Source organism: Colwellia sp. 6_MG-2023, assembly GCF_030547765.1.
Lineage (GTDB): Bacteria > Pseudomonadota > Gammaproteobacteria > Enterobacterales > Alteromonadaceae > Colwellia.
In genome coordinates, this window is record NZ_JAUOPP010000008.1 from 111,199 (window position 1) to 137,071 (window position 25,873).

Sequence of the window (25,873 nt, forward strand, 5' to 3'; positions counted from 1 at the left end):
CGAACTAAACTTATCGTTTTTTCTTTATTTTAACGTTATATTTTTTATTGCTTGTACGAGTTGTTTGCTTTTTCTTTTCAATTGCTTGATTCTTTTCTTGATTAGCACGATAACGGTTTTTACTGGCGCGTTTTTCAATAATTTGTTGGTGCTCTAATGCTTCATCTTTCTTTAATTCATATCCTGGCACAATAATGCGTTCAAATTTTCGCTCTATAAGTGCCTCAATATTTTCTAAAAATCGTTCATCCTTAGGGCTAACTAAAGAAATAGCTGTACCTGACTTCCCTGCACGACCTGTTCGTCCAACTCGATGAACGTAGTCTTCAGCCAAAAAAGGTAAATGAAAATTAACAACGTATGCTAAATTTTCAATATCTAAGCCACGGGCAGCAACATCCGTTGCTACTAATACCCTAACCTTACCTTCACTAAAATCACTCAGTGCTTTATTTCTCGCTCCTTGTGTTTTATCGCCATGACAAAGTGCAGCTTTTATTCCATCAAGTTTTAATTCTTTTGCAAGAATATTTGCACTTTCTTTAGTTCCAGCAAAAACAAGTACTTGCTGCCAATTATTAACACCTATTAATTCTGATAATAATTCTCGTTTTCTTGCTTCACTCACCCAATAAACTGATTGCTTTATTTTGCCCGAAGTAGAGTTTTGCTTTGCAACCCCTATAGTTTTAGGTGTAGTAAGTAAGGTATTTGCTAATGATTTAACTTTATTTGAATAAGTGGCAGAAAACATCAGGGTTTGATGCTTTTGTTTCACCGCTAATGTTAACTTTTCTATATCGGTTAAAAAACCCATATCTAACATACGATCAGCTTCATCTAGCACAAGATACTTTACTTGGGATAGATTTACATTACGTAAATTTAAATGTTCAAGTAATCGTCCTGGCGTCGCTACTAAAATATCGACACCTTGTTTTAACAAGCTAGTTTGTGATGGCATTTTCCCACCCCCATAAACAACACCAACTTTTAATGGTAAAAACTGACTGTATGCGATGATATTTTCAGCAACTTGTGCTGCAAGCTCTCGGGTTGGTGTTAATATTAATGCGCGTATATTTCGAACAGTATTATCATCAACTACATCACTTTTAGAGGCTTTAGCTAATGCATCTAAAATAGGTAAGCTAAACGCAGCTGTTTTCCCTGTTCCTGTTTGAGCACTTGCTAAGACATCAACGCCTGAGCGGATCATAGGAATAGCCTGCTGTTGAATAGGGGTTAAATTTTTATAACCACATTCCTTTACCGCTTTCAATAAATTGGCAGACAAACCAATAGCATCAACACTCATACATCACCTAGAACAAAAAAAACACAAATAAGGTGGCGGATTATATACTAAGCAAACTTAAAACACAGTGTTAATACTAATATTTATTAAACATAAAAAAACCCTGATAATTATTCATCATCAGGGCTTTACAGGTAAACAATTAAAACGCTGTCGTTAGCTGTTTACACTTTTACTACATATAGACTTATCTTTAAAAAAGAGCAGATAAAATAGTATTTAATGTTTCACTAGAGCGCATTGCTTTTTCAGCTTTAGCTGGGTCAGCAAAATAATAACCACCAATATCCATTGCAGGACCTTGTGCACCATTTAACTCAGCAACAATTTTATCTTCTTGCTTAGTTAATGCTTGAGCAACACCAGTAAAAGCGGCTTTCAGCTCACCATCACTTGTTTGTGCCGCTAATTCTTGTGCCCAATACATCGCAAGATAAAAATGACTACCACGGTTATCGAGCTCACCCACTTTACGTGACGGAGACTTATTACTATCTAAAAACTTACCTGTGGCTTTATCTAAGGTATCAGCTAGGATCTGTGCTTTAGCATTACCAGTTGTAACACTTAAGTGTTCTAATGAAGCTGCTAATGCTAAAAACTCTCCTAAAGAATCCCAACGTAAATGATTTTCTTTTTCAAACTGCTGAACATGCTTCGGAGCACTACCACCAGCACCCGTTTCAAATAAACCACCGCCATTCATTAATGGAACAACTGACAGCATTTTAGCACTAGTGCCTAATTCTAAAATTGGAAATAAATCAGTTAAATAGTCACGTAAAACGTTACCTGTTACAGAAATAGTGTCTTCGCCTTTTAAAATTCGCTCTAAGGTAAATTTACAAGCATCAACAGGGTTAAGTGTTCTAATATCTAAACCAGTTGTGTCATAGTTTGCTAAATAAGCATTAACCTTTTTAATCATTTCTCTATCATGAGCACGATTTTCATCTAACCAGAAAACAGCTGGCATTCCAGAAGCTTTAGCACGTGTTATTGCTAATTTAACCCAATCTTGAATTGGTAAGTCTTTAGCTTGACACATACGCCATAAATCACCAACTTCAACATTGTGCTCAAGTAAAGTTGTACCAAGCGCATCAACAACACGAACACTACCTTCAGCATCCATAACGAATGTTTTATCGTGTGAACCATACTCTTCAGCTTTTTGCGCCATTAAGCCAACATTAGGTACTGTACCCATAGTCGTTGGATCAAATGCACCATGTTCTTTACAGAAGTCAAAAACGGCTTGATAAACGCCCGCATAACAACGGTCAGGAATCATAGCTTTAGTATCTTTTAACTGTCCATCAGGTCCCCACATCATTCCAGAAGAACGAAGAGTTGCAGGCATAGAAGCATCAACAATAACGTCACTTGGCACGTGTAAGTTAGTAATACCTTTATCTGAATCAACCATTGCAAGCTCAGGACGATTAGCAAAGACATTAACTAAATCTGCTTCAATTTCAGTACGTTTAGCTTCAGGTAAACGTGATATTTTACTATAAACATCACCAATACCATTATTAGCATCAACACCGAGTTGCTCAAAAACTTCAGCATGTTTTTCAAATGCTTCAGCGTAAAAAACTTTTACTGCGTATCCAAAAATAACAGGATCTGATACTTTCATCATCGTTGCTTTTAAATGCAATGATAATAAAACATCTTCTTTCTTAGCATCTTCTATTGCTTGTTGGTAAAACTCAATTAACGCTGATTTACTTAATACAGATGAATCAATAATTTCACCTGTTAATAAAGCTAAGTTATCTTTTAAAACTTTAACGCTACCATCTTTAGCGACAAATTCTATTCTTGCATTGGTCGCATAGTTAACAGTAACTGATTGCTCTGAATCATAAAAATCGCCTTTAGACATACTTGCCACATGAGATTTAGAATCGCTTGACCAAACGCCCATTGAATGAGGATTTTTTTGTGCGTACTGCTTCACTGAAGCAGGTGCTCGACGATCTGAATTACCTTCACGAAGAACTGGATTTACCGCACTACCTTTGATCTTGTCATAAGTATACTTTATTGACTTTTCAGCTTCATTCTGTGCTTCTTCAGGGTAATTAGGTACTTCATATCCTTTTGCCTGTAACTCTTTAATTACGGCATGTAATTGAGGAACTGAAGCACTGATATTAGGAAGTTTAATGATATTTGCATTTGGATTAGTAACCATCTCTCCCAATTCAGCTAACGCATCATCAATACGTTGCTCTTTTGTTAAATACTTTGGAAAACTAGCTAGCACACGACCAGCTAAAGAAATATCACGTGTTTCAACATTTATACCAGAAGATGCTGTATAAGCTTGGATAATAGGTAATAATGAATATGTTGCTAAGGCTGGTGCCTCATCAGTAATAGTATAAATAATTTTTGAGTTATCTGTGCTCATGAGTTTCCTACTTTATTTAACTTAAGTTGATTAACCTATCAAATTGACTCAGTTTTTCTCATTCAATAAAAAATAAAGGGTATTAAGACGAGTGTTAGTTGTAGAGACTTATTTATTCTCTAGCAAAAACTAATAACACAGCTAACTACCTTTTAAATTCATTTCGAGAATAGATTTATGCAAATTGATATTATTGGCTAATCCTAAATATAATTTAGATTTAACATTTATTTTTCGCGCATTATATTATAATAATTTACGACGTATTAATATAGCTGAGTATAAGCACAAATCTCGTTATCCCGACTGAAATAAGATCAAAATGAACAACAACAAAGACCATACAAGATATAGAGCGAAACAACAAACAAAGGTACGACCAGATAAAAGTGAGCGCAAGATTGTACTCTTCAATAAACCTTTTGATGTTTTATGCCAATTTACCGATGAAAAACATGAAGGGAAACAACAACGAAAAACATTAAAAGACTATATTCCTATAGAAAGCGTCTATGCAGCCGGTCGGCTAGATCGAGATAGTGAAGGCTTATTAATGCTGACTAATGATGGAAAATTACAACATCAAATAGCTAACCCGAAAAAAAAGACAGCTAAAACCTACTGGGTACAAGTCGAAGGCAGTCCAACCGATAATGATTTAGCTATGCTACGTAAAGGCGTAATACTTAAAGATGGTATTACTTTACCGGCAAAAGTAAAAATAATGGAACAACCTAACATTTGGCCACGCACTCCACCTATACGAGAGCGCGCCAATATTCCAACAACTTGGCTTGAAATAACTATTACAGAAGGTCGAAATCGTCAAGTTAGACGAATGACAGCTCATATCGGCTATCCTACACTGCGCTTAATACGTTTTTCCATTGGTCAATGGACAATAAATAATATTGATAATGGTGCATATAAGGTAATTGATTAGATTAATGATAGTTGTTATTAACTATGGCTATTTAATCGCGATAATGAGCGTGCTATAATTCTGCGCCCATTTATTGCGTACATTCATTTTTTACGACCAAGAGTTTTTCAATGTCTATTGAGCTTCAAGATCCACAAAACAAAACACTAACGCCCTCATCACCACAAGCAACGAAAGTTATTGTTGGCATGTCAGGCGGCGTAGATTCTTCAGTTTCAGCCTATTTATTAAAAGAACAAGGCTATCAGGTTGAAGGCTTGTTCATGAAAAATTGGGAAGAAGATGACACCGATGAATATTGTGCAGCGGCACAAGATTTAGAAGATGCTCAAGCAATTTGTGATAAATTAGACATAAAATTACACACAATTAACTTTGCCACTGAATATTGGGACAATGTTTTTGAATACTTTTTGGCTGAATATAAAGCCGGTAGAACACCAAACCCCGATATAATGTGTAACAAAGAAATCAAATTCAAAGCTTTTTTAGAGTTTGCTTGTGAAGATTTAGGCGCTGATTATATTGCCACTGGTCATTATGTACAGCGTCGATTTACTAACAATCATTGGACCATGGTACGTGGTTTAGACAATAATAAAGATCAAAGCTACTTCTTATATACCTTAGATGAGAAGCAACTTTCACAAACATTATTTCCTGTTGGCGACATTGAGAAACCTCAAGTGCGTGCTATTGCAGAAAAAGCAGGATTAATTACGCATAACAAAAAAGACAGTACTGGGATTTGTTTTATAGGCGAACGTAAATTTAAAGATTTTTTAGGGCAATATTTACCCGCACAACCCGGTATTATTGAGTCAGCTGAAGGTGAAGCTGTCGGTCATCATGATGGTTTAATGTATCATACCCTAGGTCAACGTAAAGGTTTACGTATAGGTGGCTTAGCTAATGCAGGTGAAGAGCCTTGGTATGTTGTGGAAAAAGACTTATTACGTAATGTACTTATTGTTGGTCAAGGACATAATCACCCTCGTCTATTTTCAAAAGGTTTAATTGCTAATCAGTTACATTGGGTTGATCGAAAAGAATTATCTGCGCCAATAAAATGTACGGTAAAAACACGTTACCGACAAGATGATGTAGCTTGTACAGTGATGCCACTCGCACAATCAGAAATGAAAGATGACGATAATAGCCCACAATATCAAATTGATTTCGATGAGCCTCAAAGCTCAGTAACACCAGGCCAATCTGTTGTATTTTATCAAGGCGACGTTTGTCTTGGCGGCGGTATTATCAATACTCTTATTCGTTAATTATTTATTAACGAAAATAAACCTATTTAAAGAAGTAATTAAAGTAGCAATGAAAGATCAAACGATAACTTTAGCCGCCATTTTTCAAGCAGCATATCTGGTACAACAAGTTTCACGTACAGGGCAAGTTGATGAAAATGACCTGACCGTATTAGTCAACAGTATAACCATTACGTCGCCCGAGAATACCTTAGCAGTATATGGTGGAGATTTAGCTAATGTGAAATTGGGGCTCAAGCTGTTAATTAATCATTTAGGTGACCCATCAAGTGAAAATAGTAATAGCGAAGGTAAAAAAGTAAAAGATCCTGAGCTTACCCGCTACATTATTGGTTTAATCAATCTCGAGCGAAAATTAGCAAAACAACCAAAACAGTTAACAAAGCTCGGTGAACGTATTGATGCAAGTAAAAGACAAATAGACCATTACAGCATTACCAGCGATACACTTATCTCCAGCTTTGCTAGCATATATAGTGATATTATTAGTCCACTAGGAGCTCGTATTCAAGTAACTGGCGAGCCAACCATATTAAAACAATCTATAAATCAACATAAAATTAGAGCCTTACTCTTAGCAGGTATAAGATCAGCCGTATTATGGCGACAAGTGGGCGGTAAACGAAGAAGCATATTTTTTAACCGTAGTAAAATAGTAAAAACAGCACAACAGCTTGTTAATACTATTTAACCTATTTTGTAACCGTATTTTAAAAAGATACTTTTAACAAATACTATAAAACATAAATTTTTAACCTAGGAATACATCATGGAACTTTCAGCATTAACAGCTATATCGCCAGTAGACGGCAGATATGGCAGCAAAACAAGTGACTTACGCCCTATATTTAGTGAATTTGGTTTAACTAAATACCGTGTGACGGTTGAAGTACGTTGGTTACAGAAATTAAGTGCGACTAAAGCTATTGCAGAAGTACCTGTGTTTAGTGATACAGCAAATGACGTATTGAATAGCATTGTTAATAATTTCGACGTAGAAGATGCTTTGCGCATCAAGAAAATTGAAGCAACGACTAATCATGATGTAAAAGCGGTTGAATATTTTTTAAAAGAAAAAATTGCTGATAATGCTGAGTTAAATGCAGTAACTGAATTTATTCATTTTGCTTGTACTTCTGAAGACATTAATAACCTTTCTCATGGCTTAATGCTAAAAGAATGTAATGACAAGGTTTTATTGCCTGTCATTGATGAAATTCTTGCTGAAATTAAAGGTTTAGCAGTTGAATATAAAAATATTCCTATGATGTGTAGAACTCATGGGCAACCTGCTTCTCCTAGCACCTTAGGTAAAGAAATGGCGAATGTTTATGTACGTTTACAACGTCAACGTAAGCAAATTGCAGAAGTAGCATTACTAGGCAAAATAAATGGTGCTGTTGGTAACTACAATGCTCACCTAAGTGCTTATCCAGAAGTTAATTGGCATCAATTTGCAGATGAATTTGTTAGTTCATTAGGATTAACTTGGAATGCTTTTACAACACAAATAGAGCCACATGACTATATTGCTGAGTTATTTGATGCGATCGCTCGATTTAATACTATTTTGATCGACTTTGACCGTGATGTTTGGGGATATATTGCCCTAGGTCATTTCAAGCAAAAAACTATAGCAGGTGAAATTGGTTCATCAACAATGCCGCACAAAGTTAACCCTATTGATTTCGAAAATTCAGAAGGTAACTTAGGTATTGCTAATGCAATATTCAATCACCTTGCTCAAAAGCTGCCAATTTCTCGCTGGCAACGTGATTTAACTGACTCAACTGTTCTACGTAACTTAGGTGTTGGTTTTGGTCATGCACTTATTGCCTACCAATCAACATTAAAAGGCATTAGCAAATTACAAGTAAACGAAGAAAACCTAGCTAAAGAACTTGATAATAACTGGGAAGTACTAGCAGAGCCTGTACAAACGGTCATGCGTCGTTACGGTATTGAAAAGCCGTATGAAAAATTAAAAGAATTAACACGTGGTAAACGTGTTGATGGCAACTCTATGCGCGAATTTATTAATAACCTTGAGCTACCGGATAGCGTTAAAGCTGAATTATGTTTGTTAACTCCGGAAAGTTATATTGGTCGTGCTGTATCATTTATTGAAGAATTAGATTAATAATTCTAGTTAAGATAAAAATGATTAATTGTTAATAAAAAAAGAAGGCTAAAGCCTTCTTTTTTTATTCTGACTATATACTCTGAACTTGGTTTACCTACACACCACAAGCATAAGCCAAGGCTTTATTTTTTACGACACTATTCAGTCCAGGAACCTTACTAACCGCAAATAAGCTCGCATTTCTTAAGGTTTTAATTAATGGTGATGGGTGGCTAAATGCATGATATAAAACATCCATGGTTGATTGCATCAACAAATTATCCTTGCGCCTCATTCTTTCATAACGGCTTAATACAACTGTATTATGCCAACATTCGCCATTACCAATCGCACATGAAATTACAGTTTGTAATGCTTGAACATCTTTAAAACCTAAATTAACACCCTGCCCCGCCATCGGATTTATCGTATGGGCTGCATCACCTAACAACAGTACCCGCTTGTTCTGATAAGTATTGGCATGACGTCGAGTTAATGGAAAAGCTCCTTTATCGAGTACCTCTATTTGACCTAATCGTTTAGGAAAAACTGACAATATTTCTTGCTGCAATTGCTGGTTTGATAAAGCGGCCAATCGTTTAATTTCATCACGTTGATGATACCAAACCAAAGATGCATAACCACCAGTATCAACTTTATCTTTTGAACTTACATCATCAATCGTCTCTTGCGGCTTTGTAGTTTGTAATACTGTATTTTTTGATAATGGTAAAAATGCCACCGGACCTGTTGGTAAATATTGTTGCCAAGTAATATCTTGTTGAGATAACTCGGTTTTTACATTCACAAGCATAGCTGATTGCTGATAATCCCATGATGTAATTCCTATATTAACTAAGTCTCTTATTTGAGAATTAGCACCATCAGCCGCTATCACTAACTTGGCAGTTAACGTTATATGCTCTAGCACTAACGTCGCTTGATCACTGTTTTGAGATAACGAAATCAATTTTTCTGGGCAAAATACTTCAATATTAGATTGCAGCTTTATTTGTTGCCATAAAGATAATTGTAATAACCTATTTTCAGCAATATGCCCTAAATGAGCCTGACTAATATTATCAGCATTAAATTCAGTATAAGCATATTCTTGTTCCCAAACACCCAATCGTTTATAAGGACAAGCTCGCCATTGCATGACTTGTGTCCACGCCCCTAATTGCTCTAATAAATATTGAGAGGCTAGCGATATCGCTGAAACACGTAAATCAAAACTTTGTTCTTTCGTAAATGGTTGCGGCTGATGTTGCTCAACTAGAGCCACAGTCAATCCTAGCTGTGCTAATGCTAATGCACTTGCGGCACCTACCATGCCACCACCAATAACAACACAATCAAAGTCTTTCATTTTGCACTTATTTCCATTAAAAATGATAACGGTTATTGTATCGAAGAGCTTGAGTTAAACCTAGTGAAAATAGACAGAAATTAATTTCACCGAAACAACACGGAGTTTGCTCGAATGTTTGATTAAATTAATGTAAAATACGTCTCCTTTTATCGACAAATCAATTGGCATTCAATGTAAGTTGAGTAAATTAGATGTCGGTTTCTATCGTTAAACGAATATGTAAGAGTAAAATAAATGAGTAAAAAGCTATATATCAAAACTTGGGGCTGTCAAATGAACGAGTATGACTCGCAAAAAATGGCCGAACTACTAGATTCAACTCATGGTTTTGAACTAGCACAAGAAGCTGAAGATGCTGATGTGATTTTACTCAACACCTGCTCGATTCGTGAAAAAGCACAAGAAAAAGTTTTTCACCAACTTGGCCGTTGGAAAAATTTAAAAGACATTAACCCTAACTTAGTTATTGGTGTTGGTGGCTGTGTTGCCTCACAAGAAGGTGATGCAATTCGTAAACGAGCACCATTTGTCGATATGGTTTTTGGTCCACAAACCTTACACCGCTTACCTGAGATGCTTAATCAATTACAACATGGCTCGAAATCTATTGTTGATGTTAGTTTCCCTGAAATTGAAAAGTTTGATCGCTTACCTGAGCCGGTTGCCGATGGACCAAGCGCTTTTGTTTCAATTATGGAAGGTTGTAGTAAATACTGTACTTTCTGTGTTGTACCTTATACTCGTGGTGAAGAAGTTAGTAGACCTCTTGATGATGTATTATATGAAATAGCGCAACTTGCTGAGCAAGGTGTACGTGAAGTTAACTTATTAGGACAAAATGTTAATGCTTACCGTGGTGAAATGCATGATGGTAGTATTTGTCGTTTTGCAGACTTAGTACGCTTAGTTGCAACCATTGATGGTATTGACCGCATCCGCTATACCACCTCACACCCTGTTGAATTTACTGATGATATTATTGACGCATATGCTGACGTACCAGAATTAGTCAATCATTTACACCTGCCAGTACAAAGTGGTTGTGATAGAATTTTAACGCAAATGAAACGTGGGCATACGGCAATTGAGTATAAATCTCAAATTCGTAAATTAAAAAAAGTACGACCTGATCTTTGTATGTCTTCTGATTTTATCATCGGTTTCCCTGGTGAAAGCAATGACGACTTTATGGATACCATGAATTTAATTGAAGCCGTTAATTTTGATCTAAGTTTTAGCTTTATTTACAGTGCTCGTCCTGGTACGCCAGCAGCTGATTTACCTGATGATATTAGCGATGAGATCAAGAAAGAACGTCTAGCGCTATTACAAGATAAAATTACGCAACAAGCATTACGTATTGCCAGACAAATGTTGAATACGGAGCAACGTATTTTAGTTGAAGGTCCATCAAAGAAAAACCCGATGGAGCTCCGTGGTAAAACTGAAAACAACCGCACAGTTAACTTTGTGGCACCACATTCTGTGATTGGCCAATTTGTTGATGTAAAAATTACCGATGTTTACGCTAACTCTTTGCGTGGCGAGTTAATTCGTCAAGAAAGTGAAATGGGCCTTCGTATAGCGCATTCACCAGCTGATATATTAGCGAATAACCATCATAAAACATCAAAATCAATCATAAGTAATATTGATGATTTAGGTGTTGGCACTTATAACCCTGCAAGTTAAAACATTGTTATTAATACTAGATGAACATATAAAATACTGGATAATATTTTGACTGATAAATCACTAGAGCAAACAAGTAAACAAGATAACCATCAATTAAGCCTAGAGCCTGTTGATAACGCTCGTCAGGCTAATTTATGTGGTCCTATGGATGATCACCTCAAAACAATTGAACGTCGTTTAGGGGTTAAAATTAGTTACCGTGGTAGTCAATTTACCGTTTTAGGTAAAGATAGTCATTGTATTGCCGTTATTAATTTATTAAAAAATCTGTATATAGAAACAGCTCCCGTAAAAGGACAACATAAAGAAATAACCAGTGAAATGGTGCATCTTGCAATTATTGAAGCTGATATGATGGAGCAAGATAGCGCAACCGATACTTCAAACAACACTAAAGAAGCGTCAGAGTTAGGTGCTAACTATGAAAAAATGGTTACCATTAAAACTAAACGTGGTGTAGTTAAGCCTCGTAATGGTAACCAACAAACCTATGTACAAAATATAATCACCAATGATATTAGTTTTGGGGTCGGTGTTGCAGGAACAGGTAAAACTTATCTTGCAGTCGCTTGTGCTGTAGATGCATTAGAACGACAAGAAGTTCGTCGCATACTTCTAACTCGCCCTGCTGTCGAAGCGGGGGAGAAACTTGGCTTTTTACCTGGTGATTTATCACAAAAAATCGATCCTTACTTAAGACCGCTTTATGATGCATTATTTGAAATGTTAGGCTTTGAGCGTGTTGAAAAGTTGATTGAACGTAATGTTATTGAAATAGCCCCTTTAGCCTATATGCGTGGTAGAACATTAAATGATGCCTTTATTATTTTAGATGAAAGTCAAAATACAACAGTTGAACAAATGAAAATGTTTTTAACACGTATTGGCTTTAATTCTAGAGCGGTTATCACAGGGGATATAACACAAGTTGATTTACCTAAATACCAAACGTCAGGTTTACGTGATGCTATAGAAGTGTTACAAAACATTAATGGTATTAGCTTTAATTTTTTCCAATCGAAAGATGTTGTTCGTCACCCTGTTGTCGCTAGAGTAGTTGATGCTTATGAGTCTCATGAACAAGAATTAAATAGACAAAAAAAATTAAAAGAAAATAAATTAAGTAGTACTGAGTAATGAAACATATTGTTGATTTACAAAATGCCTGTGATGCGCAGAATCTACCTACTGCTGAACTTTTTCAACAGTGGGTTAATGCAGCATTAACAACTGTTACAGAAAAAGAGTTTGAGTTGACTATACGTCTGGTAAATGCACAAGAAAGCCAGCAACTTAACAAACAATATAGACAAAAAGATAAACCGACTAATGTGTTATCTTTTCCTTTCGAAGTCCCTGAAGGCATTGAACTCAACTTGTTGGGTGATTTAATCATTTGCTCTGAGGTTGTCGAAGAAGAATCAAAGCAACAAAAAAAAGCATTATTTGATCATTGGGCACATATGGTAATACATGGATGCTTGCATTTATTAGGATATGATCATATAAACGATACTGATGCAAATGAAATGGAAGCGCTAGAAATTAAAATTTTAGCTACATTAGCCATTAATGATCCATATAACGTATAAATTAATATAGGAAATACCCAAGCTCTATGAGCGATGACAACCCCCACTCGAATAGCGGTTCAAAGAAGAAATCATTTTTTCACAACTTTATGCATATGTTTCGTCTTGAACCGAAAAATAAAAATGACCTCGTCGACGTATTAACTGGTGCTGAGGGTCGTGAACTTATAAACCCTGAAACCAAACTAATGATTGAGGGCGTTTTAGGTGTATCAGAGATGCGTGTTCGCGATATCATGATCCCGCGTTCACAAATGGTTACTATTGATAGAAACCAAAGTTTAGATGAGTTCTTACCAATAATTTTAGAGTCTGGACATTCAAGATTCCCTGTCGTTAATGAAGATATTGATCATGTAGATGGTATTTTATTAGCTAAAGATTTAATCGCTTTTGGTTTTAATAGCGTTAACTTAGGCATAGATGACAAAGAATTTAGTTTAAATAACATAATTCGCCCAGCCATCATTGTACCCGAAAGCAAAAAAGTTGAGCCTTTGTTAAAAGAGTTTCGCTCTAATCGTTATCATATGGCATTAGTTGCTGATGAATATGGTGGTATTTCAGGTGTTATTACAATAGAAGATATTCTTGAACAAATTGTTGGTGAAATTGAAGATGAAACCGATGAAGATATTGAAGAAGATATTAAAGTACTCGCTGGTAACGTCTATTTGGTTCGAGCATTAACCGAACTTGAAGATTTTAACAGTTATTTTAACAGTGATTTTGACGAGAAATCAGCGGATACGATCTCAGGCGTTATTTTACAAAATTTACATCATATGCCACGAAAAGGTGAACAAGTAACTATTGGCAACTTTGAGTTTAAAGTAGTAGCTGCCGATACTCGATGTATGCAAATGTTACAAGTAACCGTTAATAAAAAACATACAATCAATGGTAAAGTGAGTGACTAAAATAAACGTTAACATAGTCTATTCACGTTTACTGAAAAAACTACAAAATAAAGATTATTGGCTTAGTTTCTTAACTGGCTTAAGCTTAGTTTTCGCTTATGCCCCTTTTTCGCAGTGGTATTTAGCCTTATTTCTTCCTGCTTTTGTTTTTTACAAAATACGTAATACTTCACCTAAAAAAGCAGCCAAATTCATGGCCTTATTTGCCTTTGGGTGGTTTGCTAGCGGTATTAGTTGGGTTCATGTCAGTATTGACCAATTTGGTGGTCTGCCCTTAATTATTTCATTAGCCTTAATGCTGCTACTTTGTCTTTATTTGACAATATTCCCTGCTCTTGCTGCTTACCTAACCGCCCGGTTTTCCAATAACCAACAATTAAACTTATGGCTATTACCTTCATTTTGGCTTATTTGTGAATATCTACGTAGTGTAGTCCTTACTGGCTTTCCTTGGTTATCATTAGGGTATAGCCAAATAGACAGTCCTTTGGCGAGCTTAGTTCCCTTAATTGGTGAGGTAGGGGTAACAGCGATTGTCTTATTGATAAATATATCTTTAGTTAAAATTTTTATCGCATTAACACAGCAAAAACGTGGGAAATTGGTACTCCCTACAAGTATTATTTGTTCATTGGCTTTGCTTAGCTTTGTTTTATCTCAAATGATATGGGTGGAAACGAATGGTAAAACCACTAAAGTAGCGCTAGTTCAAGGGAATATTGCACAATCAATAAAGTGGTCGCCTGAACAAGAGTGGCCAACCATGCTCAAGTATTTAGATCTTACCCGCGTAAATTATGATGCCGATATTATAATTTGGCCTGAATCAGCAATTCCGGCATTAGAGCCTACCGTTCAAGACTATTTAACCACTGTAAACGATTCCGCTCTATTAAATAATAGTGCTATTATTACCGGAATTCTTAATTATAACTTTGAAAGTAAAGAGTATTTCAATAGTTTAATTACTCTAGGAAAAGCACAGCCGACAGATGAAATAAGCTATTACTATAATCATCAAAACCGTTATTCTAAACACCATTTATTACCTATTGGTGAGTTTGTCCCTTTTCAAGAATTATTACGTCCATTAGCTCCTCTTTTTAATCTCCCTATGTCTTCTTTTAGTCGAGGTGATTATGTTCAACCTAACTTAGTCGCTAACGGTTTACACTTACTACCGTTACTTTGCTTTGAAATCGCCTTTCCTCATCAATTAGCCGCTAATTTAACACCTGAAACTGATTTACTGCTAACAGTCAGTAATGATGCTTGGTTTGGTCATTCTCATGGGCCACATCAACATATGGAAATTGCACGTATGCGCGCATTAGAATTTGGCAGACCATTATTACGAGCAACAAATAATGGTATTACTGCTATTGTTGACCATAATGGCGACTATATTGCTCGCATTCCACAATTTAAAGAAGGTGTATTAAAAGCTGATGTACCATTAGTGGTAGGAAAAACACCTTATAGCCAGTGGCCAAGATTAATATTATTACTAATTATTTTAGTACCAATGGTATTTATTTTTATTAAACAAAGAATAATACCAAACAAGTAAGCATTAGAATCTCTAGTTATTCTAATGGCTAAAAAGTAAACTAATCTTGTTTTGAATGTAATATTACCTTATTGCGACCATTTTCTTTTGCATTATAAAGCGCCGCATCTGCACACTCAATCCAAGCTGCTGGCGTTTTTATGCTTGCATCTACTTCAGCTACGCCAATACTCACAGTATAACTAATTTTAATATCATTATAATTCACAACGGCTGTTTCTACTGCTCTACGCAGACGTTCAGCGAAAACATAAGCACTTTTTAATTCAGTATCAGTGAGTAAAATAGTAAATTCTTCACCACCATAACGACCAGAAATATCAGTCTCACGTGCCTGTTCTTTGATTAACGCTGAAATATGCCGAAGAACTTCATCACCGACTAAATGGCCATAGCTATCATTCACATTTTTAAAGTGATCAATATCAAGCATCACTAACGAACAAGGGTGTTGGCTTCTAATCCAACGTTTGTATTCTGCTTGTAAACAACTTTCCCAATGAGTGCGATTAAATAAGTTAGTTAAACCATCTGTTTGACTTAAAATAGCAAGCTCGGCATTTGCCTTTTCTAAACTCATTTTATGTATAGCATTATCGGTTACATCATAAACAAGTAAGCAAAGATGTGTTATTTCACCCGTAGAAGAAGCCAATGGAATAAACGTCGAGTTTTGATACATAAACTCAGCACTACCGGTTACTGGACGATAGCTATCAAACTTAAATAAATAAGGTCGCTGTTCCCAAATAGTAAACGCTTTATTCTTTAATAAAAATACCGACTCAGCTTTGCGTTTAAACCAATCTTTAGGGATTTCATCAAAGAGATCAAAAAGTATTTTTCCTTTTACTTCTCTAGGCAAATAACCACTATGATTTTCCATAAAACCGTTAAACAGTTGAATTTTATATTCTGTATCTAAAACAACTAAGCCAACGTCAATGCTGTGAAGCATTTCCATTAACCAGTGTAATTCATTTAACTGCGAGGTTTCTAACGACATACGGTCTAATCCTACTTTCTAAGTATAACGGTTTAAATTTATTCAACGAGTAATAAACTTACTCTAACAAATAAGTAAGTTTATTATTCAACGTTCGCATTGATTGCTCGGTAAACAGCAGCAACAAGTCACATTTAATTTCATAACTTTCAATGCTATAGCTGATCTCTATGGCTAAAGTTTTTTTCCATTTATTTACATTGTTAGCGATTAATTCTGATATTTTTCTGTGTTGACCTAAAACTACGGGATGGCCTTGGCTAAAATTAATATCTAATTGTTCTGATATTCCTTTTAAACAAGCACCAATCAATACATTTGATAAGTCCATTAAAAGCTCTAACTCTGTACCTTCGTCTTCGTTATACTGATAATTCATTAAAGAAGCGACATCTTTAAAACTTGAATCATTAAGAATAAGTAATGCTTCACCTGATATCCCTGCGCTAATAAAGCCCTGACAAACACCAGATGTACTCTCATTGGATTCAACATCCCCCAATGCCATTCTGAGCTCACTAACTTCAATAAAATTTACGTTAGGTATAGGTAGTTTTACAAATACATCCAATAAACGCGCTAATAAATCACCTGCTCTGCCCATAGCAACATTAGCAATCTCTTGATAACAGTCACGTAGGCTCGGCGCTAAAGTTAATTCATCACTTAAGGTCGGTGTGAAACTAGTATTCGCTTGTGGCGATGATAGTTGCTTATTACCACTTTTAGTTAGCTCAGGCTTACTAGCTGTTGGTATACGATCAGAAATATCTTGGAGATCATTTTGCTGTTCATCTTTTGTAAATAGACCGTAAGACAATAAAACTTCAGTTAATTTATCTTTATTAACAGGTTTTTGAATAAAGGCTAATGCACCTAATCCAATAACTTTTTTATGTGCTTCTGGTTGAATATCACCAGAAACCACTATCGTTAATGTTGGTAAATCTTGCGCTAAAATAGCTTCCAGTACTTGATAGCCATCCATTTTAGGCATATTTAAATCAAGTAGTAACACATCTCCCTTGTTTTCTTTTATGGCTTCAATCCCTTCGATACCATTCGTTGCAAAACTTACTTCTACATCCCAACCATCAGGTAAAGATCGTGCAAGTTGCTTTCGTGCCATATTTGAATCGTCACAAATTAGTAGCTTAGTGGACATATAGATATCACTTTTTTAAGAAAAATGTACAATATGAAGGCTTTATTTACATCAAGTAAAATACTTTCATAATATAATCTAACAATAGGTTAATCTTTCAGAACTTGACAACTATTATTAAAAATAATGCAGAAATTAGATCAGAAAAACGGTAAACTTAATTTTTAATCTAATTATCCCAACTAATGATGAAAACTACTAGCTTAAACAAATTTTTATTTGCATCACTCATTATAAATTCTCTTTTAACTTTCAATGTTCAAGCATTTAGTCAGGACAATTTGAATCAAACACAAAACTTAGTTAAAGCAAATAATAAGTATGTCACATTACTTGGAACTCAAGTGGCTATAAACGATCTAGCACCTAACTTTAAAGTAGTAGACAAAAACTTTGCGCCTGTGCAACTATCTGATTTTAAAGATCAAACTATTTTAATCTCTGTTGTTCCTAGTTTGGACACAGGCATTTGCTCTATTCAAACCAAACGCTTTAATGATGAAGCATCAAAATTACCCAGTAATATAACTATTTTAACCATCAGTAATGACTTACCCTTTGCGCAAAAGCGTTTTTGCAAAGTCGAAAATGTTGATCAAATTAAAGTACTATCCGACTCAGTTTGGCGTGATTTTGGTGAAAAATACGGTTTAATTATCAAAGATATGGGCTTACTAACTCGTGCTATTTTTATTGTTGATGCTCAAGGAAAAGTGAAATATAAAGAATTAGTTAAAAATATTTCTCAACATCCAGATTACACCGCTGCATTAAAAGCAGTAAGAGATATAGCCCCCATTTTAGTCGTTGAAAGTAAAGATAATGATAACGATGATGAGTTACCTGATAATTAATTAAATAAATAATTCCATATAAATCAATACAATAAAAATATTTTTATTTTTTTCCTTGAAAAATATTTTACCAGTCCCATCTTTATTAGTGTAGTCGCCGTAAGGGGCTACACAATACCAAATGGTATAACTCATTGCCTGTTCGTTAACGCCTACATTAGGTAAGAAAGGCAGCATTATTTTATCAATGAGTATTACTTTATATCACTATGTAATAGCGTATTGAAAATTTACTTTTATGCAACCTAGTTGGTAAGAGTCGCTCAATATAGAGATCAGAAGTTACAATCACTTATTGTTTAAAATAATATTATTATTGCTAATTATTAGGATATTTTATTATGCGTACATCTACAGATTTCAGCCCACTTTACCGTTCATTTATTGGTTTTGATCACTTAGCTGGCTTAATTGACAAAGCTTCACAAGCTGAAAAACAATCTTCATACCCACCATATAATGTAGAACTGCTAGCCGAAGATAAGTATAGAATTACTATGGCTGTGGCTGGTTTTAGTGAAGAAGATATTGATATCGAATCAAGAGACAACAGTCTAATTATTATTGGCACAAAAGCACTAAATAATAATTCAGAAAAACAAGCACCGAGAAAATTTTTACATCAAGGGATAGCCGAACGAAATTTTGAAAGAAAGTTTCAATTAGGTGAACATGTTAAAGTCATTGGTGCCTTTATGAAGGATGGTTTATTACATATTGATTTGCAAAGAGAAATACCTGAAGCGTTAAAACCAAGAAAAATTGCAATCAATGGTAAAAGCTTACTAAGTGATAGTTAAGCGTTTGTAATTCTCCCCTATTTCCTACTTATTTGTTATTTTTGCCCAGTCATTGACTGGGCTTTTTTATGTCTAGGTTATGATAATTTATGAGTTATGATTAATTGAAAAACAACAACTTGCTAAATAGTTACTGAGTAAATAACTACATCATAAAAATTAAATTGAATGCTTTGTGATCACCGGCGTTGTGCAAACTACATCAGCATTCTGTGCGCGGTGTCTTAAGTAATGATCCATTAATGTTAGTGCTAACATAGCTTCAGCAATAGGTACTGCACGAATACCAACACAAGGGTCGTGTCTACCTCTAGTGATAATATCTGCTGCTTCGCCATTAGCATCAACTGTTTTACCACTAACACCAATACTAGATGTCGGCTTTAAGGCTAAATGAGCAATAATATTTTGTCCTGAAGAAATTCCACCTAAAACGCCACCAGCATGATTACTATTAAAACCTTCCGGCGTTAGCTCATCTCTATGTTCAGAGCCTTTTTGATTAACAACAGCAAAACCATCACCAATTTCGACACCTTTAACAGCATTAATACTCATTAAACCATGGGCAATCTCTGCATCAAGTCTATCAAAAATAGGTTCGCCTAAGCCTACAGGTACATTTGTTGCAACAACACTAAGTCTTGCGCCTATAGAGTCTTTAGTACGCATAACATCACGTAAATATTGGTCTAACTGTTCAAGCTTATTATTATCTGGAAAAAAGAACTGATTCTCTTCAACTTCATTCCAATTAATGTTTGCAAAATCAAGTGGCTTTCCTTCAGCAGTTGTTGCCGAAATAGGACCAATTTGTGTAACACAAGCTTGTATTTTCATACCAAACTTTTGCAATAAATACTTTTTAGCTACGGCACCCGCAGCAACACGCATAGCTGTTTCTCTTGCTGACGAACGACCGCCCCCTCGATAATCGCGTAATCCATATTTTTGTGTGTAAGTATAGTCCGCATGGCCTGGTCGAAAACTTTGCGCAATATTTCCGTAATCCTTAGAACGCTGATCTGTATTTTCAATAATAAGCCCTATAGGCGTGCCAGTGGTTTTCCCTTCAAAAACACCTGACATTATTTTAACTTTATCCGCTTCATTTCTAGCTGTAGTAAAGCGTGATTGACCTGGACGGCGTCTATCTAAGTCAATCTGTAAATCTTCTTCACATAATTCGATTCCCGGAGGACAACCGTCAATAATGGCGCCTAGTCCTAAACCGTGACTTTCGCCAAATGAGGTGACGGTAAATAATTTTCCAAAGGTATTGCCTGACATTTTAGCTCCAAGATCTATTTCTTATTTTACAAATATATGAATTTATACTGCTAATTTCTAATATTAACTCACTAATATTAATTACTTAAACTAGCTTAGTACTATTTAATTTATTGAATCGTGTTTTAAAGCAGCAACGAAAACATCTGAAAACTCAATCAACTGCGCTTTCGTTAACATAAAAACACCATGCCCGCCTCGTTCAAAATCAAGCCAAGTAAAAGGAACATCTGGATATAGGGCTTTAACATGAACTTCTGAGTTTCCTACTTCACAAAAAAGTAATCCCTCATCGTTAAGGTGGTTAGCACTCTCAGCTAAAATAACACGAACAATATCTAAACCATCTTCCCCACAACCTAAACCCATTTCAGGCTCATGATGATATTCTTGCGGTAAGCTATCAATATCTTGTTGATCAACATAAGGTGGATTGCTGACAATTAAATCATAACTTTGCCCTTCAACCCCAGAAAATATATCAGACTGAATTGGAATAACTTGTTCACAAAGACCATGATTTTCTATATTTATTTGAGCAACATTCAACGCATCTATAGATAGATCAACTGCATCAATTTCACTTTCGTCAAAATAACTAGCACAAGCAATTGCTATACAACCACTACCGGTACATAAATCTAAAATACGCTTAGGTGGATTGTTTTGCGCAATATAAGGTGAAAATTTAGTTTCAATTAATTCACCAATCGGTGAACGAGGGATTAATACACGTTCATCAACATAAAAAGGTAGTTGGGCAAAGTAAGCCACATTCGTAATGTAAGCAACAGGGATTTGCTCTTCAATACGACGAGTAAACAAACCCAAAATATCTACTTTTTCAGTTTCAATCAAACGACATGACATAATACTGTCGTCAGTATCATTAGGTAAAGACAAAGCATACATAACTAATATATAAGCATCGTTAAAAGCATTATCGCTACCATGGCCATAAAACAACTCTGCTTGATTAAATAACGTTGCTCCATATCGGCAATAATCAGCGATTGTGTGAAGTTGGCTCGTTACGGCGGTGAACTTACTCATTTTTAGTTCCTAAAACCTTTAAGTTTTCTGTATACTCTACATTCTTTAGAATGTATGCATCATCAATTACGTTTGTTTGATTATAATTCATTACATTCATCTCTTGTAAAGATTAACTGATATTTTTAAACTGCCATGATAAAAATGAAAGATATATTTCAAAAATCAAACGACAACGTGGAAGAAAAGTTGTTTCAACAAGCCACTGGCAAGGTGAAACCTTTAAAGGTGGACACAATACACTTTGATAAAAAGCTCAGCAAGCCAAAAAGTAAATATCAGCTAAAAAATTCGCTACAAAGTACGTTACAACACAAAAACAAAGCCCATGCACAATTTCATTTTTCTGATGAGTTTGAACCCAATTTAAATAAACAGGGGCCAATGAAATATGTACGCGCCGATGTTGACAGTTTTGAAGCTAAGAATTTACGACGTAGTGTATACAAACCTGATTTAATTTTAGATCTACATGGTTTAGATCAACATCAAGCCAAGCAAGAAATAGCTGCATTACTCTATGCTTGTCAAAAAGAACATGCGCAATGCGTTTGTATTATTCATGGTCTTGGTTCAAAGATATTAAAAAATAAAGTTCCTCATTGGTTAGTGCAACACCCTGATGTAATGGCATTTCACCAAGCGCCTTTAGAATGGGGTGGTAATGGCGCTTTATTAGCTCTTATTGAACTCAAAGATAAATTTACAAGAATGTAATATATCGATTCAGCTAACTTACGCTAATAACAACTAAAAAAATTCCTCACTGTAAAGCTCTGCATTTTCTGGTGATACCATACCGACTAATTCACCATGCATTTTTTCAATATCATAATCAATTATCGCTATTGTTCCTGTCGCAAAAAGTGGCATATTGCTCGAATTAGTTAACTCGGCAACAAAATAACTAACAAAAGGCATATGCGAAACAAATAAGACACCTTGTTTTTTATCTAGAGTTGTTTCTTTATTAAAAGAACCAATATCTTTAATGAAGCCATCAATAAAATCATGCACTTGCTGCGGGTTACCTGAAGGCGTAATTAAATTAAGTGTTTCAGGCATGAGTCCACTATTAATTGCCATTTCAGGTATAGCTTCAATAACATTCGCACACGTCTGCTGAGCTCTAAGATAAGGGCTAACAAACACTTTCACTTGCGATAATTTTCGGTGTGCTAACCACGCTCCCATTTTGGTAGTTTCAATAATGCCTACTTTTGTTAACGGTCTAACTGAGTCTTCAGTGTCAGTATTTGCAGCCTCTCCATGGCGCATGATAAAAATATGCATTTATTCTCCAGTTTATCGAGTAGATAAACTTACCCTTATTGTCTTTATTTTGGCTATAGTAATGGTAATAGAATATAAATCAACTGTTAAGAATAAATTAGACTCTACTTATTTCATAAGGTAATTTAAAGGCTGCCAATTAATAAAAAAACAGCTCAATTTAAAAAAGAGTTCTCAAGCTAATTTAGGAGCTGCAACTTGAAGCAAAGTCCAAATGATTTAAAAAAATACCAACCACTTACTTTGGACAATGGTCTACGCGTTTTGCTGATTAATAATGCAGAGTCTGAAAAGTCTGCCGCTGCATTAGCGGTAAATGCAGGGCATTTTAATGATCCACAAACAAGGCAAGGTTTAGCTCACTTCTTAGAGCATATGTTATTTTTAGGTACACGTAAGTTTCCTGATGGTAGTGAGTATCAAAAATTTATTAACCAACATGGCGGCAGTAACAATGCTTGGACTGCAACTGAGCACACTTGTTTCTACTTCGATATCCAACATCAATATTTTACCGAAGCATTAGAGCGCTTCAGTCAGTTTTTTATTTCACCGTTACTTTCCGATGACTTTGTTGTCACAGAACGAAAAAACATTGAAGCTGAATTTAAATTAAAACTAAAGGATGATGTTCGACGGTTATATGACGTACATAAAGAAACAATTAATCAACACCACCCATTTTCAAAATTTTCTGTCGGAAATTTAGATACACTTGCAGATAGAAATAATGAATCAATAAGTAAGGAAATCAACGCTTTTTTCAATCAATATTACCAAGCAAGTTCTATGACACTTGCCATTGAAGGGCCACAACCTTTAGCTGAATTACAACACTTAGCCGAAAGCATGTTCAGTGGCATTCAAAACAATAGCCAACCATTAAATAAAATTACTGAGCCGTTATATCTATCTGAACATCAAGGTATACAAATAGATGTGCAGCCGGTAAAGAATGAACATCAATTAATTATCAGTTTTGCAATGGAAAGTATTGATAAATATTATCAAGATAAACCTGAATCTATCTTAGCTTATTTAATTGGACATGAAGGTAAAGGCAGTATTTTATCAGCACTAAAAAAAACACAATGGGCGATGAATTTAACCGCAGGCTCTGGCATTAATGGCTCTAACTTTAAAGATTTTAACGTCAGCATTAGTTTAACTGAATTAGGTGAAGCACATATTAATGAAATTATTAGCCTTGTTTTCTCCTATATTGGTTTGTTGAAATCCACAAAAATCCCTTGCTACTACTATAAAGAAAAACAAACCATTGCTGAACTCGCTTTTATTTACCATGAAAAGTGCCCCCCGCTCGATAATGTAAGCCAATTGGTCATTAATATGCAGCATTATCCGGCTAAAGACTATATTTTTGGTGACTACATCATGTCAGGTATGAGTCATAAAAATGTTAATCATTTACTTAATTATTTGAATGCAGACAATGTACGCATTATTCACGTTAGCCAAAACAACCGTTTTTCTAAAACCAGTACTTGGTATCAAGTTCCTTATCATGTCACTAAAATAGAAAAGCACCTATTAACTCGTTGGCATAACCTATCAACACCAACCAGTGAAGCTTTTCAGGAAAATAAGGCTCTATATCTCCCTAAAGAAAACCCTTACATTACAGGTAAACCACAAATTTTTGATAATAATAATGATAAAAAACACCCGACAAAAATTGAAGACTCTAATGGCTTAGTTGTATGGTATCAACAAGACACAACCTTTAAAGTCCCCAAAGGGTATATATATGTTGGTATAGATTCACCTTGCTCAATAGAGAGTATAGAGAATATTGCCATGACGCGGTTATTTGTCGACTTATTCACCAATACCGTAATCGAAGAAAATTATGATGCAGAGCTTGCCTCTATTCACTATCATTTATATGCTCATCAAGGTGGTATGACGTTACAAATATCAGGATTTAGTGAAAATCAGCCTAAATTATTAGAGAAACTTATATACCGCTTAAAGCATCATTATATCACTCAAGACGATTTCAATTTATTTAAAAAACAATTAATCAATCATTGGGAAAATAGCAATAAGAGTAAATCTATTTCACAATTATTTTCCACATTAAGTTCATTGATGCAACCAAACAACCCAACGTCAGCCAATTTAGCACAGGCTTTAACTCACATTTCCTTTGCCCATTATCAAGCCTATAGTAAAAAGCTTTTCGAAAAAGTTACCCTAGAAGTACTTATCCATGGTAATTGGCTAATGGAACATGCTAATGAGATAGTCGCTAACATTAAACGCGCATTTAATCACAATTATCATGCTGGCTATTCAGTTCTTTGCCCTGTTGTTGATATATCCAATACAGAAACGCTTGTACTCCCAATAACCATACCGGAACATGATCATGCAACCGTAGTGTACGCCCCATTAGAAACGAGAAATAATCACTCAATTGCTTTAGCCATGATAACTAGTCACCTATTATCTCCTTTATTCTTTCAAGAGATGCGCACAAATAAACAATATGGTTATTTAGTCGGTGTTGGTTATGTTCCAATAAATCGCTACCCAGGCATTGCCTTTTACATTCAGTCGCCACATACCGATGCAATTACCTTAACGCAGGCTATTGATCGCTTCATTAATGAAAGTGTTGAAACAATAACAAGCATCTCTCCAGATGACTGGACACACCTTATTCAAGGTCTAGCTGGACAGTTGCAAGAAAAAGATAATAACTTAAGAATAAAAAGTCAGCGATTCTGGGCAGCTATTTGCAATAAAGATGTACACTTTTCACATATTAAACAACTTATCAACGTTATTTTAAGTATAAAGTTTGAAGAAATAATAACCTTTATTCAGGCTCAATTGATGACTATTTCCCACCCTGACAGAATCATTCTTATGTCTACACCAACAAATGAACCTGAATTCACGCAAAAAATAGAAGCAAAATTAAAGAGAAAAAATATAATAACACCTAACTACTTCACTAAAAAAAGTAAAAGAAAATATTAACACTACCGATATAAATTTATGAGTAGATAATAAGCAGTATTTAAAACAATTAAAGAGAAAAGTTGACTTAAAGCGGTGCATGATTTTTAATGGTACAAACCTTATTTTTCTTTTTTTGTATAAAAAACAATAATGTTTTATATCTCTTTTACTTTAAATCAAACTA

At 35.0% G+C, this 25,873-nt stretch carries 21 protein-coding genes; 13 read left to right on the forward strand and 8 right to left on the reverse strand.

The features are described from left to right. Positions 1-10: 10 nt before the first annotated feature. Together Q4503_RS07265 and Q4503_RS07270 are read right to left on the reverse strand one after the other, a co-directional pair. Positions 11-1,318: a DEAD/DEAH box helicase gene (locus Q4503_RS07265; protein ID WP_303601840.1), complete on the reverse strand. Its 1,308-nt coding sequence runs from the start codon at positions 1,316-1,318 to the stop codon at positions 11-13. Between the two features lie 193 nt (positions 1,319-1,511). Then, complete coding sequence (locus Q4503_RS07270; protein ID WP_215974569.1) at positions 1,512-3,743, reverse strand: NADP-dependent isocitrate dehydrogenase; 2,232 nt, start codon at positions 3,741-3,743, stop codon at positions 1,512-1,514. A 322-nt stretch (positions 3,744-4,065) separates the two neighbouring features. On the opposite strand from Q4503_RS07270, the gene Q4503_RS07275 reads away from it, so the two are divergent. The 4 genes from Q4503_RS07275 (at position 4,066) to purB (ending at position 8,106) form a co-directional block, all read left to right on the forward strand. After that, positions 4,066-4,686, forward strand: coding sequence for a pseudouridine synthase (locus tag Q4503_RS07275; RefSeq protein ID WP_215974570.1), 621 nt, complete (start codon positions 4,066-4,068; stop codon positions 4,684-4,686). Between the two features lie 110 nt (positions 4,687-4,796). Next, on the forward strand, positions 4,797-5,966 hold the full coding sequence (mnmA, locus tag Q4503_RS07280) for a tRNA 2-thiouridine(34) synthase MnmA (protein ID WP_215974571.1): 1,170 nt from the start codon (positions 4,797-4,799) through the stop codon (positions 5,964-5,966). 49 nt (positions 5,967-6,015) lie between these two features. Further along, positions 6,016-6,657 carry a high frequency lysogenization protein HflD gene (gene hflD, locus Q4503_RS07285; RefSeq protein ID WP_215974572.1) on the forward strand — a complete coding sequence of 214 codons (642 nt, stop codon included), beginning with the start codon at positions 6,016-6,018 and terminating at the stop codon, positions 6,655-6,657. A gap of 78 nt (positions 6,658-6,735) precedes the next feature. Next, the gene (purB, locus tag Q4503_RS07290) at positions 6,736-8,106 is read left to right on the forward strand and encodes an adenylosuccinate lyase (protein WP_303601841.1); all 1,371 of its coding nucleotides are present in this window, start codon (positions 6,736-6,738) and stop codon (positions 8,104-8,106) included. 97 nt (positions 8,107-8,203) lie between these two features. On the opposite strand, the gene Q4503_RS07295 is transcribed toward purB, so the two are convergent. Further along, positions 8,204-9,457, reverse strand: coding sequence for an FAD-dependent oxidoreductase (locus tag Q4503_RS07295; RefSeq protein WP_215974574.1), 1,254 nt, complete (start codon positions 9,455-9,457; stop codon positions 8,204-8,206). A 237-nt stretch (positions 9,458-9,694) separates the two neighbouring features. On the opposite strand from Q4503_RS07295, the gene miaB reads away from it, so the two are divergent. From miaB to lnt, 5 genes are all read left to right on the forward strand, one after another. Next, positions 9,695-11,152 carry a tRNA (N6-isopentenyl adenosine(37)-C2)-methylthiotransferase MiaB gene (gene miaB, locus Q4503_RS07300; protein WP_215974575.1) on the forward strand — a complete coding sequence of 486 codons (1,458 nt, stop codon included), beginning with the start codon at positions 9,695-9,697 and terminating at the stop codon, positions 11,150-11,152. Positions 11,153-11,299: 147 nt separating this feature from the next. Beyond that, on the forward strand, positions 11,300-12,292 hold the full coding sequence (locus Q4503_RS07305; RefSeq protein ID WP_215974630.1) for a PhoH family protein: 993 nt from the start codon (positions 11,300-11,302) through the stop codon (positions 12,290-12,292). After that, complete coding sequence (gene ybeY / locus Q4503_RS07310; protein ID WP_215974576.1) at positions 12,292-12,747, forward strand: rRNA maturation RNase YbeY; 456 nt, start codon at positions 12,292-12,294, stop codon at positions 12,745-12,747. Before Q4503_RS07305 ends, ybeY begins: the two co-directional genes overlap by 1 nt. A gap of 26 nt (positions 12,748-12,773) precedes the next feature. Beyond that, entirely contained in the window at positions 12,774-13,667 is an 894-nt protein-coding gene (locus tag Q4503_RS07315; protein WP_215974577.1) for an HlyC/CorC family transporter, read from the forward strand. Then, complete coding sequence (gene lnt / locus Q4503_RS07320; RefSeq protein ID WP_215974578.1) at positions 13,660-15,237, forward strand: apolipoprotein N-acyltransferase; 1,578 nt, start codon at positions 13,660-13,662, stop codon at positions 15,235-15,237. Before Q4503_RS07315 ends, lnt begins: the two co-directional genes overlap by 8 nt. Before the next feature lie 40 nt (positions 15,238-15,277). Here the strand turns inward: lnt and Q4503_RS07325 are convergent, their stop codons facing one another. Further along, entirely contained in the window at positions 15,278-16,243 is a 966-nt protein-coding gene (locus Q4503_RS07325) for a GGDEF domain-containing protein (RefSeq protein WP_303601842.1), read from the reverse strand. Positions 16,244-16,301: 58 nt separating this feature from the next. Next, a complete protein-coding gene (locus Q4503_RS07330; RefSeq protein WP_303601843.1) occupies positions 16,302-17,408 on the reverse strand; it encodes a response regulator in 1,107 nt (368 codons plus the stop codon). 281 nt (positions 17,409-17,689) lie between these two features. Here Q4503_RS07330 and tpx point away from each other — a divergent pair, with 281 nt between their 5' ends. Together tpx and Q4503_RS07340 are read left to right on the forward strand one after the other, a co-directional pair. After that, positions 17,690-18,262 (forward strand): thiol peroxidase, encoded by a 573-nt coding sequence (gene tpx / locus Q4503_RS07335; RefSeq protein ID WP_354668422.1) that lies wholly within the window; start codon positions 17,690-17,692, stop codon positions 18,260-18,262. Between the two features lie 341 nt (positions 18,263-18,603). Beyond that, positions 18,604-19,062, forward strand: coding sequence for an Hsp20 family protein (locus tag Q4503_RS07340; RefSeq protein ID WP_303601844.1), 459 nt, complete (start codon positions 18,604-18,606; stop codon positions 19,060-19,062). A gap of 159 nt (positions 19,063-19,221) precedes the next feature. On the opposite strand, the gene aroC is transcribed toward Q4503_RS07340, so the two are convergent. After that, positions 19,222-20,352 carry a chorismate synthase gene (gene aroC / locus Q4503_RS07345; RefSeq protein WP_215974583.1) on the reverse strand — a complete coding sequence of 377 codons (1,131 nt, stop codon included), beginning with the start codon at positions 20,350-20,352 and terminating at the stop codon, positions 19,222-19,224. A gap of 105 nt (positions 20,353-20,457) precedes the next feature. Beyond that, positions 20,458-21,405: a 50S ribosomal protein L3 N(5)-glutamine methyltransferase gene (gene prmB, locus Q4503_RS07350; protein WP_215974584.1), complete on the reverse strand. Its 948-nt coding sequence runs from the start codon at positions 21,403-21,405 to the stop codon at positions 20,458-20,460. Positions 21,406-21,549: 144 nt separating this feature from the next. On the opposite strand from prmB, the gene smrB reads away from it, so the two are divergent. Then, positions 21,550-22,122 (forward strand): endonuclease SmrB, encoded by a 573-nt coding sequence (gene smrB, locus Q4503_RS07355; protein WP_303601845.1) that lies wholly within the window; start codon positions 21,550-21,552, stop codon positions 22,120-22,122. A 33-nt stretch (positions 22,123-22,155) separates the two neighbouring features. Here smrB and sixA read toward each other — a convergent pair whose 3' ends face one another. Beyond that, positions 22,156-22,698: a phosphohistidine phosphatase SixA gene (gene sixA / locus Q4503_RS07360; protein WP_215974586.1), complete on the reverse strand. Its 543-nt coding sequence runs from the start codon at positions 22,696-22,698 to the stop codon at positions 22,156-22,158. A 198-nt stretch (positions 22,699-22,896) separates the two neighbouring features. Here sixA and Q4503_RS07365 point away from each other — a divergent pair, with 198 nt between their 5' ends. Beyond that, on the forward strand, positions 22,897-25,707 hold the full coding sequence (locus Q4503_RS07365) for an insulinase family protein (RefSeq protein ID WP_215974587.1): 2,811 nt from the start codon (positions 22,897-22,899) through the stop codon (positions 25,705-25,707). The last annotated feature ends 166 nt before the right edge of the window (positions 25,708-25,873 follow it).